Below are 17,177 nucleotides of genomic sequence, written 5' to 3'. Positions count from 1 at the left end.
AGAAATTTGATACAATCTATAACTATTATAAAACCTTTGCAAAGTCATGTGCTTGTGTTTGATAAGCAATCATACAGAGTAGGTATTGATTTATCTCAGGTTGATCTTTCAGATTGTAATTCATTTGATATAAAAATTGTTTTTTCAGAATCAGTGACTCAATTTCGTAATCATGACTATACGTGGCAAAAACTAAAAACTAACTTTATCGCAAACGAATTTAGTCCTAAAATTATTAAATTTCAGGATAACAAAGTTGCTCAGGCAAATATAACAGCTGGAATTTGGGAAATTGATCATCATAATCCAACTGTTTTGTTATGGAGATTTAATCCAGAGTCATCATCACCTATTACCAATTACATTGAGAATGGAAATAAGAGAGCTTTGTCTCAAGCCAAACAAAAAAATAGTTTTGTTGAAGAACTGGCACTTTTATTTCCTAAACAAGAAGCAATAGAATTAAGCAGATCAATATATTCATTTTCTGCAATAGCATGTTTTACCGATCATTGTGATTTTGATACGGCTGAAAATCTGGCAATTCAGAGGGCGTTTTTTAAAAAAAATCAGATAAAAATAACAAAAGGGTTTTTCTTAAATCATTTTTCGAAAAGAGAAGATAACGCATCCTTTCAAAATCAAAAAGAAGAATTTTTAGAATGGAAACAAAATGGGCACGAGCTGTGTTATCATTCACTTTCACAATCTATAAAGTCAAATAATGAAAGTTTTGACGACTTTAAGCAATTTGTTCCACCATTAAATAATTTAAAAGTCTGGATCGATCATGGATATCAACCTTACAATTTCTCACTCTTTAAAAAAAATAATATCGATGAAAAAGAATTTGGTGCAGTTTTAGAAAGTAAAAAAATCAATGTTTTATGGAATTACATAGATTGCGGAACCGCAACAAATGGTGTCATAAATCAATTTAATACACAACATTTTACTTTGTCAAGCTTTATGAATGGTATGAAAGATTTTGAACTGATTAAAAAAATGCAGTTGATTATTAAAAATACTATTTTCCATTATTATAATGAAGAAGATGTTATTTTGAGATATAGAAATACCGCAACAAACTTTAAAAAAGTATTTCTTCAAAGAAAATGGAAATCGATTTTTTTATTGACAAAAGATGTCATTAAACTTGGAGCTTCTATTTTTTCGGTTTTCTTATTCTGGAATACTAATAAGTCTAAACCTTATAAATTGGCAAAATACTCACCAATTTTATTTAAACACAATATTGCGGATAAAGAATTTTACATATTTCAAACATTAGAAATGTTAGATTTTAAAAAATCGTTGTCAGAAAAGAATATACAGACATTAATAAACGAAAAAGGGGTTTTTATAGCGCATACTTATTTTTCAGTTCCCATGGAATATCATTGTGGAAAGCTGTTCTCATCCCCAACAAAAATAGATGAAAAAGTTGCCGAACGATTTCAGTTTTTATCAAAAAAAATCAAAAATAAAGAGATTTGGAATCCAACACTTTCAGAGCTTATTGAGTATTGGCAAGGTTTTGAAAAAATAGTTTTTGATATAAATGGCGAAGGAATTTTATTTGAAAAAAGTGATTCAGGTCTACAAATGCGAAAAGTAATTTAATTATAAAAATGAACCATAAATTAAAAACAGTATTATTTAAAACTCTGACTTTGTTGCCAAATAAAGTAGATGATTATTTTTATCATAAAATTCAGAGTTCTTTTGATAAAATGACGTTGGAAGATCGCTTAAAAAGTGTCGAATCAACTTATTTAAGACTTTCAAAAGTCTTAAATAAGTTGAACATTGATTTAAAAGACAAAACTATTTTTGAATTTGGTTCGGGATGGTTTCCTGCCATGCCTTATTTCTTTAAATATAAATTTGAAGCCAAAGAAGTATCTACCTATGATATTAATAAGCACTTTAAAAAAGAAACAGTTTTAAAATTAAATAATCTTTTTTGTAAGCGATATGGATTTTCGGTAATACCCAGTTTAAGTAGTAAATATAGGCTTCCTAACGGAATCGAATATTTTCCAGATCATAATATTATAACAAATGACTTTCCGGAAATTGATGTTGTGTTTTCGCGTTATGTCCTTTCGCACATGAACGAGAATGACGTTGATGTTTTACATCAAAAAATGAAAAGAGAACTTAAAAAAGACACCCTTGTTATTCATTTTATTTCGCCAAGTGATTTAAGACAGCATAATGACAGTAGCTTATCGCCTCAGGATTTCTTAAAATATAGTAAGGAAGAATGGAACAAAATCCATACTAAATATGATTATCATAATCGTTTAAGATTACCCCAGTTTCTTGAAATATTTAAAAAATATGATTACGAAATTATTCATCTGGATTATGAAAGTTTAAATCAAGAAACAAAAAAGTATGATTTGTTTAAAAAAGTTAAACTGCATGAAGATTACAAAAAATATTCTGATGAAGAATTAACAGCAGGGAATATCTTTTTGATTTTAAAAGTATAAAATGTAATGAATATACCTTTACCCTTTTCCCTAATTGTTTGTACGTATATGCGTCCGGAACCTTTGTTGGATTTATTGCAATCGGTTCAAAAGCAAACATTATATCCGGATGAAATTATAATAATCGACGGATCAACTAATGATGAAAGTAAAATAATTTTAAAGGAAAATCGATTTCAAAATTTAAAATATTTTTTGGCTTCAGAAGAAAACAGAGGTTTGACAAGACAAAGAAATTTCGGGATATCGAAAGTAAGCGAGAATATCGAAATAGTTTGTTTTTTAGATGACGATACAGTTTTAGAACCCGATTATTTTTTTGAAATTGTAAAAACGTTTCAAAACAATTTAGACATCATTGGAGTAGGAGGAGTGGCAATTAATGAAAACAATTGGAAACCTCAAGATGCAAATATTTCTTACAATCCTAAAAAATATTATTTGTTTGAAGGATGTTTTTATAAAGAAGGATTGCGAAATGTAGTGAGAAACTATCTGGGACTTGCATCTGATTTAGGCTCAGGCAAAATGCCAAATTACTCACATGGACGAACTTCCGGATTTCCAATGACAGGAAAAATATATGAAGTCGATTTAATGATAGGAATGTCTATGTCGTTTAGAAAAATCGTGGTAGACACGATTAAATTTTCTCGTTTTTTTGAAGGATATAGTTTGTATGAGGATGCAGACTTTAGTTTGAGAGCACTAAAATTCGGTAAAAATGTAATAAATACAAATGCCCATTTATCTCATTTTCATGCAGTCTCAGGAAGACCAAATCAATATAAATATGGTAAAATGGTAGTTCGAAATGGATGGTATGTTTGGCGTGTCAAAAATCCGAATCCAGTCTTTAAAGATCGGCTTAAATGGAATCTTATTACAGTTTTATTGACCTTAATAAGGTCTGCAAATATTTTGACAGAAGGAAATAAAAAAGCTGCTTTTACTGAAACATTGGGAAGAACTATTGGTTTTTTTAGTCTATGCGTTAATAAACCAAAAATTGAATAATGAGATTTGCAATAATTACACATGTTGACCATATTCAGTATGTAAATCAATATTTTGGTTATGCACCTTATATTCGTGAAATGAATATTTGGTTTAAATATATTGATGAGGTAATTATTATTGCTCCATTAAAAAATACAAAACCAACAGAAATTGATATTCCTTATGGTCGTAACAAGATTGATTTTCGTCCGATTGCTGATTTCAATCTGACTAATTTTAAAAATATTTTAGGTTCAGTATTTAAATTACCAATAATTTTCTGGAGAATATTTTGGGCAATGAAAAGCGCTGATCATATTCATTTACGTTGCCCCGGCAATATGGGGTTAATAGGTTGTTTGGTTCAGGTTTTATTTCCTAACAAAATAAAAACAGCAAAATATGCCGGTAATTGGGATCCTCAAAGTAAGCAACCATATACATACAAATTGCAAAAATGGATTTTGAGAAATACTTTTTTGACTCGTAATATGACCGTTTTGGTTTATGGAGATTGGGAAAAACAATCTAAAAATATAAAGCCTTTTTTTACTGCGACTTATTCAGATTCAGAAAAAGAAATTATATCAAAAACATGTTTTAATAGCACGATTGAATTTATTTTTGTTGGTAGTTTGGTTTCAGGCAAAAATCCTCTTTACGCAATAAAAATAATACAACATTTGATAGAAAAGGGATTTAATGTAGTTCTTAATCTATATGGAGAAGGTTATGAAAGAGGTAATTTAGAAAATTACATTCAGATAAATAATCTGGAAAAATTTATTGTTTTACACGGAAATCAGAATAAGGAAATCATAAAAAAAGCCTATCAAAAAAGCCATTTGGTGATCTTGCCTTCTAAAAGCGAAGGTTGGCCAAAAGCTATTGCCGAAGGAATGTTTTGGGGTTGCGTTCCTGTGGCGACTAAAGTTTCTTGTTTACCATCTATGCTAGATTATGGTAATAGAGGTGTTTTGTTAGAAATGGATTTAGATAAAGATGTAAATATGATAAAGGAAATAATAAGTGACGAACAAGCATTTTTAACTAAAAGTAGTTTAGCCATTCAATGGTCGCAAAATTACACGACAGATCTTTTTGAAACTGAAATCAAAAAACTATTGATCTAATGAGAATTGTACAAATCATAGATTCTTTAGAAACAGGTGGAGCGGAGCGTATGGCAGTAAATTATGCTAATGCATTATCTGAAAAAATAGAATTTTCAGGTTTAATTACATCTCGTAAAGAAGGATTATTACTCAATCAGATTGATAAAGACGTTTCTTATCTGTTTTTGAAAAAAAAGAAAAAAATAGATTTTGGAGCAGTTTTTAGATTACGTAATTATTTAAAAAATAATAATATTGATATAATTCACGCCCATAGTTCTTCATTTTTTATTGCAGTTTTGGTAAAAATAATTTTACCAAAAATTAAAATTATTTGGCATGATCATTACGGAATTTCACAGGATTTATCTTCTAGGAAAAATATAAGTTTAAAAGTTAGCTCACTCTTTTTTACTGGAATTATTTCAGTAAATTCAGATTTGAAAAATTGGGCAAAGTTTTATTTATTGTGCTCCAATATTATTTATTTACCGAATTTCATACTGGATTCTTCTTTTTCAAATGAAAAGTTAAGCCTAAATGGATTTGAGAGTAAAAGAATTATTTGTGTAGCAAATCTGCGTCTGCAAAAAAATCATATATTATTGATTGATGCTGCTAATGTTTTAAAAGACAAATTCCCGGATTGGACTTTTCATTTATTCGGAAAAGACTTTAATGATTCTTATTCTCATCAATTAAAGAAAAAAGTTAACGATCTACAACTTCAAAATACAGTATATTTTTACGGAACAACAAATAATATAAGTTCTTCATTATTACAATGTCAGATAGGTGTTTTGCCTTCTGTTTCAGAGGGACTTCCGCTTGCAATTCTAGAATATGGATTGAATAGACTGCCTGTAATTGCCACAAATGTAGGGGAAATTTCAAAGATTATTAGTTCTGAAAAAGAAGGGGTAATAATAGAATCCAACAACCTTAACGCGCTTGTTGCAGCGATTGAAAAATTGATTGAGTCAGAAAAATATAGAAATGAAATAGGTTTGAATTTATATAATAAAGTGCAAAAAGATTTTAGTGCTAAGACTATTGTTTCTAATTATCTTTTATGGTTGAAATCTTTAATTACTTTTACAGCTTAAAAATTAATAGATGAAGATGAAAAATACAAAATTATCCTATAGCTTTCTGCTTGTACTTCATGCAGTAATTGCTTTGGCTGTTTTTGCAATACCTCTTTTGTCGAAATTATATGCACTTTTTATTCCAATTGCTGGTTTTTTTATTGTTTATAGAACAAAAAATGCAAATAACGAAGTACTTTATATCGCCGCTTATTTAGTTGGCGTGGAGGTTTTTTTACGTATGACAGGAGGTAATTTTAATAATGAATTTATAAAAGTTAATGTTATTTTTTTCATGCTTTTAGGCATGATATATAGTAATTTTTCGACAAATGCATTTCTATATTGGTTCTTTCTGATTTTATTAATCCCGGGGATTTTAATTACAGCTACAATTTTTAACCCTTCGATAGATGTTAAAAAATCATTAGTTTTTAATTTATCAGGACCTGTCTGTTTGGCGATATCTTCTATCTACATGTTCAAAAGAAGGATTTTATTTTCGGAGTTACAGAATATACTGGTAGCAATGGCTTTGCCAATACTGAGTACGACAGTATATTTATTTTTATTCAATCCTAGTGTCAGAGATGTAGTGACAGGAACACAATCTAATTTCGAAACTTCAGGAGGATTTGGACCTAATCAGGTTTCAACTGCATTAGGTTTAGGTATGTTTGTTCTTTTTACACAATTAGTACTGTTCTCAAAATCAAAAATGACAATTGTTATAAATAGCTTTTTACTACTCTTTATAACTTACAGAGGTATTGTTACTTTTTCAAGAGGAGGAATTATAACAGCAGTCGTTATGATTGTTTGTCTGTTGTTTTTGTTGTATAGATTTTCTAATGCAAAAGGGAAAAGTAAGTTTGTTTTGGTTTTTATTCTGACAGGTTTAATGGCAGTTGGAGTATGGACGTATTCTTCTTTTCAAACTAGAGGTCTTATCGAAAAAAGATATGCAAATCAGGATGCTCGTGGGAGAGAGAAGAAAGATAAATTAGGAGGTAGAGAACAAATTATGAATGAAGAGGTCACGCTTTTTTTAGAAAATCCTCTTTTGGGTGTTGGAGCAGGAATGGGAAAACAAATTAGAAAAGAAGCATTTGGAGAAGAGGTAGCTTCACATAATGAGATTACTCGCATGCTTAGTGAACATGGTTTATTTGGTGTTTTTGGTCTCTTGATACTTATTATAACTCCTTTTGTTCTTTATATAAATAATAGACAGCATTTATATTTTTTGTCTTTTTTTGTTTTTTGGCTTTTAACAATAAATCATGCTGCAATGCGAACGGCTGCACCAGCTTTTGTATATGCATTATCGCTTCTTTTGGTTCAGGTTAAAATTCCTGAAAAAGCAGAGAATTAGGTAGACTAATATCTGTTTTTTTATAATACATTTGCCTCAAGTTTAAGCCCCTAACAAACTGAATAAATGTTCTCTACTACTAAAATGCATTTCGAAATTTCGGAAAGAAGAATATTACTTCTTTTCTTTGATGCTGTTTTTATTTTATCGGCATTATACATATTAAGCCTGATATTTGATTATAATTACTTTGTATTTGATACAAGTAATTTTGTAAGCTTTGTTTTACTTCTGAGTTATGTATACGTTTTCGGATTAATATTCGAAATGTATAATTTGCAGGTAGCAAGTAATCAATTGCAAATTCTTCAGAGTGTAATATTTACTGGAACTGCTTCTAGTGTGGCTTATTTATTTACGCCTGTATTATCTCCAGAATTGCCAAAGCAGCGTTTAATTATATTTATCTTCTATTTTACTATAATAGGAACACTTTTATTATGGCGTTTGTTTTATGTTTATTTCCTGGCATCACAGCGATTTTCTCAAAGTGTAGTTTTAATATGCGATCAAAATCAGGTTGAAGAATTGGTTTTAGGATTAGAGAATGTCGACCCTCACTATAAAATTGTTGGCTTTGTAAATTCAGATTCTATATCAGAGGAAAATTCAAATTTTCACTATGTAAAAGAAATTAAAAAGAAAGACTTAGAAGATTTCGTATTTAAAAATCAAATTTCCGAAATTGTAATTGCTTCTCAAAAAACAGACGGAATTACAGCTGATCTATACCAGCAATTACTTCACTTACTAGAATCTGGGAATGTCATCCGGGAATACACTCAGGTTTATGAAAGTAAAACACAGCGTATTCCGGTACATTATATAGCAAGGGATTTTTACAGGTTTTTCCCTTTTAGCAGAAGTAACACAAATAGGCTTTATTTGTCTTTGGTTCGCTTTATGGAGTTTCTGTTTTCTTTTATTGGTTTGTTACTTTGTATTGTTTTTATCCCTATAATTTTTATTGTAAACCTTTTTGCAAACAAAGGAACATTGTTTTACACTCAAGAACGCGTTGGTAAAAATGGTGTTGTTTTTGAAATTTATAAGTTTAGAACAATGGTTGAAAACTCTGAATCGAATGGAGTTGCTTTTGCAACTTCAAACGACAGACGTATAACTCCATTTGGCAAAATGATGCGTAAATCCAGAATAGACGAATTACCTCAGTTTTTCAATGTTTTAAAAGGCGATATGGCTGTTATTGGCCCAAGACCAGAACGACCATTTTTTGTTGAAGAAATAGCACGTGTAATGCCTTTTTACGAAACAAGACATGTTATAAAGCCAGGACTTACAGGCTGGGCTCAGGTAAACTATTCTTACGGAGAATCTATCGAAGAAAGTTTGGTAAAACTGCAGTATGATTTATACTACATAAAACATCGAAGTATATTTCTTGATTTAAGTATTACTTTCAAAACAATCACAACAGTTTTATTCTATCGCGGACAATAATTTAGATAATAATCGGAATACGTTTTTTATTTCGAATAGCAATTCTCACTAAAACAAACCCGCTTGTAATAATCATTGGTAAAACAATCAGGAAATGTGCTTTGTTGATCATGAAAATAGCATAAACGATTAAAAACAATAGATGCAGAACTGCAAATCGATACGTCCATCTTTTGTTTTTGATAACTGAAAAAAGAAGTAAAATCAATAATAATGGGCTAAATAAAAGCACATTATAATTCATCGCCAGTTCGTGGTGAAATGAATAAAATCCCATAAAAACAAAAAAGGTTCCTATTAAAGTTAAAATTAAAAGATAGATTTTATCCACTATTTTATTATGTGCCAAAACTATAAAGGCAAGTATAAAAAGATAAGTATAAACGTTGTTCCACCATGAACTCGGGGTTTCTTTTTCAAAGCTAAGTAGAGTGTTACTTTTAGCAGCTAATGATTGGTTCTGATAAGTAGTTTTCTCTAAACTATTTTTCAATTCAAAAGGCAAAAATATTTTAGTTCCCAATTGATCTACTTTTGTTCCAAAAATGATACTTGTTCCTAATTGATCATAAAAATGACCATTGAAGTATGGGAATAAAATAGATCTATAAGTGATATCTTTATCTCCTTTTTTTGTAATAACAGTACCATTCAAACTTTTATTGATGATATCCACTACCATTGATGTACAGTTTTTATCAATAAATTTATAAGTGTAAAAACGATCTTCAGAAGCTAATGTGGTATTTAAATTATCAAAAAGCCTTTGTTTTGCGTCCTGAGCAATAAGAAGTTCTTGTTCGAATACACTTCTTTTCTCATTATTATATTCTTCAATAAACTCCGGAAACGAATGTACAATTACAAAATATTGTAAATCTCCTTTTGCAAATTTCGCAACAAAGTTTGGCGTTCTAAAATCAAAGGCACCGTAATTATACACAACATCAATATTATTTCCAGGGTCAGCAACTCGTATTGCGGTATGTCCAAAATAAGAATAGGTTTCATTACCTAATCCGCAAGTGAGGACGCTTATTTTAGCATCTTTCGATAAAGATAAATTTTGACTAAACCCAATAAAACTTAGTAATAATAGTAAAATAAAAAGTGTTTTTTGAAATATAGATTTTTTCATGAGTTTATTCTTTAATTGGTCTTAGAGCCTAAAATATTATACTTTTTAAAAATCATATTTAAAGTATTAAAACACATAATTTGTCCATCAAGTTGTTCATCTAAATCTAATATTATTTTTAAAACTTCATTAGCTTGAATGCTTCCGGCAATAGTACAGGTTGTATTTATAATCCCAGCTACTTCGCAACTGGAAGTATTGCTTTCAAGAAGTGATTTTTCGCTAAATATATCTTCTAAATTAATTTTGTTTTTATGATGTAAAATCGAAACGTATCCTTCCCAGTCTTTTACAGCTGCATATACTAATGGTAGATGGTTCTCTTGACAAAAATTATTGATAAGGATTCTACTTTGTCCATTATCTGTACAATCACAAATAATGTCAAAGTTAGTAAAAGTTTTTTGAATGTTTTTCTCTGTAATAAAGTAGGGAAAATTCACAAATTCTGTTTCCGGATTTTGTTTGCTTAGTTTTGAAATTATAACATCAGTTTTTAAAAGTCCTATTTCTGTTTCATAATATAAAAATTGTCTATGAAGATTACTTTTGCTAATGCTATCTCCATCTGCAATTCCAATTACTCCAACTCCCATAGTTCCCAATAGTGTAGCGACAGGGGTTCCTAAGCCTCCTGCACCAATTATTAGTACTTTTGTGTTTTTGAGCTTGTTCTGGCCTTTTTTACCTATTTCAGAAACAGTAATTTGTTGTAAATATCTAGACACTACTTTTGGTTAATTTGAGATGTTATAGTGCTATCCGTTATTTTGTCATCATCAGCTAATAAAAATGCTTTTGATAAAATAATAGACAATCCGCTATCCCCTTCAAAAGGTAAAAACAAATTATCGGTATGATTTTTAGCACTTCTGTCAGGTACAATACATAAATATTGATCATTAGGTTCCATCAAAATATTAGTACTGCCAATATGAATTTTATAGGTTCGCAGCTTTCCTTGTACAACCAGAAATTTATCTTTTACTTCGGCAATTTTATTGATTTTCAATCTAGGAACTAAATTAGTCAAAATGTCTTTTCTCATTTTTGCCACTTCAGAGAGATCTCCAAAAGAGTAGGACTGCCAGTAATCTCTGTAGGCAGGAACTCCACCGGTATCTTGCCATGTAGGATCATTGCCCACACTTGCGACCCCAACAAAAAGATCGACATCTCTCATTATTTCAGAAAAAACCTGGGCAGGGACATTTATTAAATCTACAGGTTCATTATTTGCTAAGTTTTCAAACCGAACCTGATCTGTAGCAACATAATTCCAAATTCCTGCATCGTTAAACTGATTGTCAGCATTTACTTCGCTAACCCAGAATTCGGCTCTTAAGTTATGCTCTTTTAATATGATTTCGGCAGACTCATTCTCTCTGCCATCATCATAACTTCCCATCAATGAATATTTCCAACCTCTTGTTTTTGCCAATATATTAAATTGATGTTGTTTTAATATATGGGCTGCCATTCGGTTACTGTAATTTTTGGTATTGATTTCGGCTTCCGTTAAAAGATAAACTTCACGGAATGCTTGTTTTATAGGTTGTTGGATTTTATTTTCGATTAAAAAATTTCTCCAATCTGATACATCTTTTATTGTTTCAAGAGAAGGATGCCATAGAGAAACAAAAGAGTTTTTAGAAGGATTAAGAACTTCATTTGCAGAATTTCTCCAACTATTATCGATCCAAATTGCCGAAACGGAAGTGTCATTTTCAGTAATAATCCAGATTATTTTTTTAGCAATAAAAGAAATTAATCCGTGAGACAAGTAGTAAGTATCAAAATGCTGCCAGGGCATTTTTCTTCCTGATCGAAACATTCTGTCTATTCTGTCTCGTTGCGAAGAACTATTTTGTTCAACTTGTTTTACTATATTTTTAAGTGCAGTAAATTCTGCTCCAAATTTTTCTTTAACAAAAGTTGGAACAGTTTTTTGTAGATTTTCATCTGGCTTAATCCATTTTGTTTCTACTTTTCCAATATTCAAAAGAGATATTTCAGCTTTGTAGTCATCAAATAGCCAGGTTCTTTTTCCATCTGATAAATCAAAATCGTCGGCAGCTAAATCTTCGATTTCATAAATCGAAATACCTTGTTCTTCTGCTGCTTGGTACAGATACTTTTCAATTAAAGTCTGAGTATTATTTTGTTTGATTCTTAATTTTAAACGTGATAACTGACTTATTCCTTCGAGCCCTTCTGTTTTATAAAGTGTAAATAAACACGCGTTTCCTAAACCAGCCGCAGCGGGACCTTTATTTGGTATTTTTTGATAACAACGTTCAGCTAATTTTGAAATTTTGTAAATCGTTTGGCTGTCATTAAAATGAGAACACATCCAGACTAAGCCTTTTAGCATATCTGTATTTTGAAGCGAAAGGGCAAATGTACCTACAAAATATTCTTGTTCTGGAATTTCATCTTTGGACTGTATTGTTACAGTCATCCATTCATTTAATAATTGTTTGAATTTTTCAATACTAAGCTGCTCCAGAATGTTTTTGGTTTCTTTTAGAAATTTATCAGATGGTTTGGCTCCTGTAGCTTTTCTTGCTTCGGTCAATATTTTATACCATAAGATTTTTTCCTCTTTAGGCAGATTCTCTATTTGTAAATTGGCATAATCTGAAAGTACATCACTTTCAAAAAAAAGAACTGGTTTTACAGAGTCAGATCCATTTTCGGATTCAAATAATAAAGAATCTATTTTTTCAATGATTTTAAATTTCGCTTTATCATAATATTGTGCGTTAATAAGATTTGAATCGTTTTTTAAATCCTCAAGAACTGTTTTTAAAATATAATTCAGTTCTTTTCCTTTGTATTGCGAAGCTACTTTAGTAACAAATTGATTTACTGGCCAAAAAATAAAAGCAGGTAATTCTCCATCTTTGTTTTTGTGGGTAATAAAGGCAGTTATAATATTATAAATATCCATTTCGTCATAAGATATCTTTTCTTTTACTAAAGAAGTAATTATATCGTTTATGATATGAGTTAAACGAAGTTCTGCTTTTAAAAATTTTTCATGTTGATGCTTTTTTTCGATTAAAAATAATATTATTTCTACTTTTTGCTTATCATTAAATTTTAAAATTTCCTGATAAGTAGATAATTTTTTAAAATCTACAGAATAATAAGTTTGATTATTTTTTGCAATATCAGTGATTAGTTTCCAAAACAAATCTTCATTAGGATCAACTTCACTTTTTTTGTTTATTATGTTTTTTATTTTATCTAAAAAGCTCATAATTATCCGCCAATTAAAGGTGTTAATTTTACAAAACTAATGGTAGTGTTTTTTGTAAGAGTAATTTCTTGTTCTAAACTTTCGGCTTGAAGATTATCTACCAAAATAAAATAACCGTTTTTTAAGAAGGCATCTAGTGCAATGTAAATCTGCTTTTCGGCGTCGATGGTTTTTTTAGGTTTTAATTTATAGCCGTTTAATGTTTTTTCGGCGTCATTGGGTTCGATTAATCCATTAAAAAAACCGCTCAGTTTTTGGTTATAGTTTTCTACCTCTTGCGAAACCCTCTGTTCTATAATATCTTTTATAGTTGCTGACTCAGACTTGAAGTTCAAATTTAATTCGTTTAAAACCTTTCCTGCAAAGGTTTCGTCTTTAATAGTTATAATCATTATAATCGTGTTTTTTTTGTAAGAATATAAAGATAGTTAAAGAAATGATTTTTATGTTGAATTTGATAAAAAAGTAAATTTTATCTAAAGATACCTAAATCTACTTTTAAAGAAAAAATATTTGAGTACAAAGCAGTGCTTTGGTTTCCTAAGTCTGTCAAGGCATAATCAATCTGAACGCCTTTGTATTTAAAACCCAGACCAATATTTGGTTGAAAGTTCAATTTCTCAGTATTGTCTAATTGTGTCACATTCTGAAAATTTCCAGCTCCCGCTCGCAAAAATACAAGATCGGTGTATCCAAATTCGAATCCTAGAGCAGGATCAATACTTACTATTTTAGATGAAATAATATCATTCGTTTGTTCAAAACGCATATTCAGGTTAGTGGCAACCAAAAGGCTATAGTCATTATGAAAATCGAACGTTTTCGAAACTCCCAATTGTGCTTTTGGCAAAGTAATTTCGGTACTTTCAGGTAGTTCATTATTTTCTCCCGGAATCGCATTGGCAATTTTCGCATATTCTTCTTCATCAATATTCCAGACATTATAAGTTGTTGTAATATCGCGAAGCATTAAACCGAATTTCCAGTTATTGCGTTCAAACTGAAGTCCAACATCAAAACCAAACCCCCATGAATTCGCAAATTTCCCGATAATTCGTCGAATAATTTTTGCATTTACTCCATATTGAAATCCGTCAACAGGCAATTTTCTGGCATACGAAAAAGTAAAACCATAATCAGCAGTCGAGAACAACCGAATTCTGTTATAATCAATATTTCCCTGATTGTCGATTAACTGAGTGGTATCCATAATATCATCGACACCAAAACGAATCATCGAAATTCCCCATGCACTCCGGTCATCAATTGGGCTTGCATAACCTATATAATCGTATTGTGCAATATTTGCGAAATAATTGGCGTGCATCAATGAAATTTGATGATCTTCAAGATTGGTTAAACCAGCCGGATTCCAATAAACCGAGTTTACATCATTTGTAGAAGCTGTTACTGCGCTTGACATTCCCAGAGCTGCTGCGTCGACACCAATATTCATAAATTCATTCGAATACTTTCGAACGGTTTGCGCATACTGCAACGTACAACTCCAAGATAATAAAAGCACAAAGATTTTCTTCAACGGATATATTTTAGCAAACCGGAGTCTGTTTTAATTTTTACCAAAAATATAATATTTTACTCAGCAAATTTATTCCTTTTGAGAAATATTATAAAAGATGGATTTTAAATAAAAAAAACTTTAGAAACTAAACTTCCCATTTACTTTTTTAAAAGATTGATATAAATTTTTTATACTAATAGTATAAATTGTCACTTATTATGCGAAATTTGTGGTTGCAATTATCAAAAATTATAAATCATGAATATCAAAAAGCACATTCCTAATTTAATCACATTAATCAATTTATTTTGTGGTTGTATCGCCGTTGTTTTCGTTTCGCAAGACGATTATTTAATGGCTTTTTATATGGTTTGTTTAGGAATCTTTTTCGATTTTTTTGATGGTTTTTTTGCCAGATTATTTAAAGTTTCAAGTCCGCTTGGTTTGCAATTAGATTCTTTGGCAGATATGGTTACCAGTGGAGTTGTGCCAGGATATGTAATGTATTCTATGTTTTTAAAAAGTGCAAATCCTCATGAAGTTATTGGGTCGGTTTTTATTCCTTTCTTAGGATTTATTGTAACGTTAGGTTCTTGCTATCGTTTGGCAAATTTTAATATCGATACGCGTCAGACAGATTCTTTTATTGGTTTGCCAACACCTGCAAATGCGCTGTTTATTTTAAGTCTTCCTTTAGTTTTAGAATATTCAGATTCTTTAATAGTATTCGAAATTTTGAGCAATCACTGGGTTTTACTTTTAATATCGCTATGTAGTGCATATATTTTAAATGCTGAAATCCCTCTTTTTGCTTTAAAAATTAAAAAGTTTACAGTAAAGGATAATGTGCTTCAAATCGTTTTCTTGTTGATTTCTTTACTTTTAGTAATAGTGCTTCAATACATGGCAATTCCGTTAATTATCATTTTTTATGTGTTATTATCAGTTGTTAATAATGTGTTTTTGAAAAAGTAGTTTCATTTTAATGGCAAGAAAAACGACAAGACGAAACTCTTATTCACGAAAAACGAAACCTCAAAAATCGATTTTTGCAAGAGCAATTCGCTTCATTATTTATTCTTTTTTTGTATTACTTTTCTTTTTTGCAGTTTATCATTATCGTGATGGACTGGCATATTATCTTGGCTTTAAATCAAACAAAGTTTTAGATGAAGATGCTGTTGACAAACATCTTTCGGATGTTAGAAATATTAAGGTACTCGAAAATCATAAAGGAAAAGTAATAGGAATTGACGTATCTGAATTTCAGGGAAAAATACAATGGGATGAAGTTGAAGTTTTAGAAGAAAAATATCCTGTACAATTTGTTTTTGTTCGTGCAACTGCAGGCAATGACAGAGTTGACAGACAGTTTAAAAAAAATTGGGAAGGAGCAAAAGAGCATAAAATTATACGTGGAGCTTACCATTATTATCGCCCAAATGAAAACTCTATCGAGCAGGCAAATCTTTTTATTAAAACAGTAAAATTGCAAAAAGGTGATTTGCCACCAGTTTTGGATATCGAAAGATTGCCTAAAAACCAACCTTTGGATAGCTTAAAAAAAGGCTTAAAACGTTGGTTAAATAAAGTAGAAGCGCATTATCAGGTACGCCCAATTATTTATACCGGCGAACGTTATTATGGTGATTTTCTAAAAGAAGAATTCGGAGAATATTTATTTTGGATAGCCAATTACAATTTCTATAGAGAAAAAATCGAAGACGATTGGCTTTTTTGGCAATTTACAGAAAAAGCATCTCTGCCTGGAATCAAACATCGGGTAGATGTGAATATTTATAACGGAGATTTACAACAATTGCAGTTTATAACCGTCGAATAAGTTTTCAGTCGCGGTTTCAGTCTCAGTAAATAACTGTAAACTTAAAACTGCGACTGTAAACTGTATACTTTCTTAAAATTCAAGTTTCTTTTTACGAAGTTCGAAGTTTTGACCTAAGTAAACACGACGAACCATTTCGTCCTCTACTAGTTCTTCCGGAACGCCGGCTTTCAAAATTCCACCTTCAAACATTAAGTAGGTTTTATCAGTAATCGCTAATGTTTCCTGAACGTTGTGATCCGTAATTAAGATTCCGATATTTTTATTTTTTAACTGGGCAACAATTCTTTGAATGTCCTCAACCGCAACGGGGTCAACTCCTGCAAAAGGTTCATCGAGTAAAATAAATTTTGGGTCTGTTGCCAGAGCACGTGCAATTTCTGTACGACGACGCTCTCCTCCCGAAAGTAAATCTCCACGGTTGGTACGAATATGTTCCAAGCTAAATTCTTCGATTAAGCTTTCCATTTTTGCAATTTGTTCTTCTTTAGAAAGTTTCGTCAATTGCAAAACACTTAAAATATTGTCTTCAATACTTAATTTTCTAAAAACAGAAGCTTCTTGTGCCAAATAGCCAATTCCTTGTTGAGCGCGTTTGTACATCGGATAATCGGTAATATTCAAATCATCGAGGTAAATGTTACCCTGATTTGGTTTTACCAATCCTACAATCATGTAGAAAGAAGTTGTTTTTCCTGCACCATTTGGTCCTAAAAGTCCAACGATTTCTCCTTGGTTTACTTCAACAGAAATTCCTTTTACTACGCTACGACCTTTATAGGTTTTGATTAAATTATCAGCTCTTAATTTCATTTTTAAAGTTTAATCGTTTAAACGTTAGAATCGTTTATTCGGTACAAATTAACGAAT

The 17,177-nt window shown here is 30.5% G+C and carries 15 protein-coding genes; 9 read left to right on the top strand and 6 right to left on the bottom strand.

The annotated features are described in order from the left end of the window. Positions 1-6: 6 nt before the first annotated feature. From LNP81_RS01720 to LNP81_RS01690, 7 genes are all read left to right on the top strand, one after another. A complete protein-coding gene (locus LNP81_RS01720) occupies positions 7-1,623 on the top strand; it encodes a hypothetical protein (protein ID WP_230032991.1) in 1,617 nt (538 codons plus the stop codon). 8 nt (positions 1,624-1,631) lie between these two features. Further along, entirely contained in the window at positions 1,632-2,501 is an 870-nt protein-coding gene (locus LNP81_RS01715; RefSeq protein ID WP_230032989.1) for a hypothetical protein, read from the top strand. A gap of 6 nt (positions 2,502-2,507) precedes the next feature. Continuing rightward, positions 2,508-3,518, top strand: a complete 1,011-nt coding sequence (locus LNP81_RS01710; RefSeq protein ID WP_230032987.1) for a glycosyltransferase family 2 protein — start codon at positions 2,508-2,510, stop codon at positions 3,516-3,518. Then, on the top strand, positions 3,518-4,633 hold the full coding sequence (locus tag LNP81_RS01705; RefSeq protein ID WP_230032985.1) for a glycosyltransferase family 4 protein: 1,116 nt from the start codon (positions 3,518-3,520) through the stop codon (positions 4,631-4,633). The genes LNP81_RS01710 and LNP81_RS01705 overlap by 1 nt, the downstream gene beginning before the upstream one ends. Next, the gene (locus tag LNP81_RS01700) at positions 4,633-5,721 is read left to right on the top strand and encodes a glycosyltransferase (RefSeq protein ID WP_230032983.1); all 1,089 of its coding nucleotides are present in this window, start codon (positions 4,633-4,635) and stop codon (positions 5,719-5,721) included. The genes LNP81_RS01705 and LNP81_RS01700 overlap by 1 nt, the downstream gene beginning before the upstream one ends. Before the next feature lie 16 nt (positions 5,722-5,737). After that, a complete protein-coding gene (locus LNP81_RS01695) occupies positions 5,738-7,078 on the top strand; it encodes an O-antigen ligase family protein (RefSeq protein ID WP_230032981.1) in 1,341 nt (446 codons plus the stop codon). A gap of 66 nt (positions 7,079-7,144) precedes the next feature. Continuing rightward, the gene (locus tag LNP81_RS01690; RefSeq protein ID WP_230032979.1) at positions 7,145-8,539 is read left to right on the top strand and encodes an exopolysaccharide biosynthesis polyprenyl glycosylphosphotransferase; all 1,395 of its coding nucleotides are present in this window, start codon (positions 7,145-7,147) and stop codon (positions 8,537-8,539) included. Position 8,540: 1 nt separating this feature from the next. Here LNP81_RS01690 and LNP81_RS01685 read toward each other — a convergent pair whose 3' ends face one another. The 5 genes from LNP81_RS01685 to LNP81_RS01665 form a co-directional block, all read right to left on the bottom strand. Continuing rightward, the gene (locus LNP81_RS01685; protein ID WP_230032970.1) at positions 8,541-9,677 is read right to left on the bottom strand and encodes a lipoprotein N-acyltransferase Lnb domain-containing protein; all 1,137 of its coding nucleotides are present in this window, start codon (positions 9,675-9,677) and stop codon (positions 8,541-8,543) included. Positions 9,678-9,688: 11 nt separating this feature from the next. Further along, positions 9,689-10,405 (bottom strand): HesA/MoeB/ThiF family protein, encoded by a 717-nt coding sequence (locus tag LNP81_RS01680; protein ID WP_230032968.1) that lies wholly within the window; start codon positions 10,403-10,405, stop codon positions 9,689-9,691. Continuing rightward, positions 10,405-12,942, bottom strand: coding sequence for a DUF4132 domain-containing protein (locus LNP81_RS01675; protein ID WP_230032966.1), 2,538 nt, complete (start codon positions 12,940-12,942; stop codon positions 10,405-10,407). Before LNP81_RS01675 ends, LNP81_RS01680 begins: the two co-directional genes overlap by 1 nt. 2 nt (positions 12,943-12,944) lie before the next feature. Continuing rightward, complete coding sequence (locus LNP81_RS01670) at positions 12,945-13,334, bottom strand: hypothetical protein (RefSeq protein ID WP_230032965.1); 390 nt, start codon at positions 13,332-13,334, stop codon at positions 12,945-12,947. Between the two features lie 80 nt (positions 13,335-13,414). Then, positions 13,415-14,482, bottom strand: coding sequence for a putative type IX sorting system protein PorV2 (locus LNP81_RS01665; protein ID WP_487318659.1), 1,068 nt, complete (start codon positions 14,480-14,482; stop codon positions 13,415-13,417). Positions 14,483-14,722: 240 nt separating this feature from the next. Between LNP81_RS01665 and LNP81_RS01660 the strand changes: the two genes are divergently transcribed. Both LNP81_RS01660 and LNP81_RS01655 read left to right on the top strand, forming a co-directional pair. Continuing rightward, positions 14,723-15,439 carry a CDP-alcohol phosphatidyltransferase family protein gene (locus LNP81_RS01660; protein WP_230032964.1) on the top strand — a complete coding sequence of 239 codons (717 nt, stop codon included), beginning with the start codon at positions 14,723-14,725 and terminating at the stop codon, positions 15,437-15,439. 10 nt (positions 15,440-15,449) lie between these two features. Then, positions 15,450-16,307, top strand: a complete 858-nt coding sequence (locus tag LNP81_RS01655; protein ID WP_230032963.1) for a glycoside hydrolase family 25 protein — start codon at positions 15,450-15,452, stop codon at positions 16,305-16,307. Positions 16,308-16,379: 72 nt separating this feature from the next. Here LNP81_RS01655 and lptB read toward each other — a convergent pair whose 3' ends face one another. Beyond that, positions 16,380-17,120, bottom strand: a complete 741-nt coding sequence (lptB, locus tag LNP81_RS01650) for an LPS export ABC transporter ATP-binding protein (RefSeq protein WP_029272155.1) — start codon at positions 17,118-17,120, stop codon at positions 16,380-16,382. Positions 17,121-17,177 lie beyond the last annotated feature (57 nt).

It is taken from the genome of Flavobacterium piscisymbiosum (assembly GCF_020905295.1).
Lineage (GTDB): Bacteria > Bacteroidota > Bacteroidia > Flavobacteriales > Flavobacteriaceae > Flavobacterium > Flavobacterium piscisymbiosum.
The sequence above is the reverse complement of the archived record's forward strand: the minus strand, read 5'-3'. Positions and strand labels throughout refer to the sequence as shown.

Coding starts and splice junctions, on each gene's coding strand:
- LNP81_RS01670 (WP_230032965.1), bottom strand. CDS start 13,334: ATGATTATAACTATTAAAGACGAAACCTTTGCAGGAAAGGTTTTAAAC.
- LNP81_RS01715 (WP_230032989.1), top strand. CDS start 1,632: ATGAACCATAAATTAAAAACAGTATTATTTAAAACTCTGACTTTGTTG.
- LNP81_RS01705 (WP_230032985.1), top strand. CDS start 3,518: ATGAGATTTGCAATAATTACACATGTTGACCATATTCAGTATGTAAAT.
- LNP81_RS01700 (WP_230032983.1), top strand. CDS start 4,633: ATGAGAATTGTACAAATCATAGATTCTTTAGAAACAGGTGGAGCGGAG.
- LNP81_RS01695 (WP_230032981.1), top strand. CDS start 5,738: ATGAAAAATACAAAATTATCCTATAGCTTTCTGCTTGTACTTCATGCA.
- LNP81_RS01655 (WP_230032963.1), top strand. CDS start 15,450: ATGGCAAGAAAAACGACAAGACGAAACTCTTATTCACGAAAAACGAAA.
- LNP81_RS01690 (WP_230032979.1), top strand. CDS start 7,145: ATGTTCTCTACTACTAAAATGCATTTCGAAATTTCGGAAAGAAGAATA.
- LNP81_RS01710 (WP_230032987.1), top strand. CDS start 2,508: ATGAATATACCTTTACCCTTTTCCCTAATTGTTTGTACGTATATGCGT.
- LNP81_RS01675 (WP_230032966.1), bottom strand. CDS start 12,942: ATGAGCTTTTTAGATAAAATAAAAAACATAATAAACAAAAAAAGTGAA.
- lptB (WP_029272155.1), bottom strand. CDS start 17,120: ATGAAATTAAGAGCTGATAATTTAATCAAAACCTATAAAGGTCGTAGC.
- LNP81_RS01660 (WP_230032964.1), top strand. CDS start 14,723: ATGAATATCAAAAAGCACATTCCTAATTTAATCACATTAATCAATTTA.
- LNP81_RS01685 (WP_230032970.1), bottom strand. CDS start 9,677: ATGAAAAAATCTATATTTCAAAAAACACTTTTTATTTTACTATTATTA.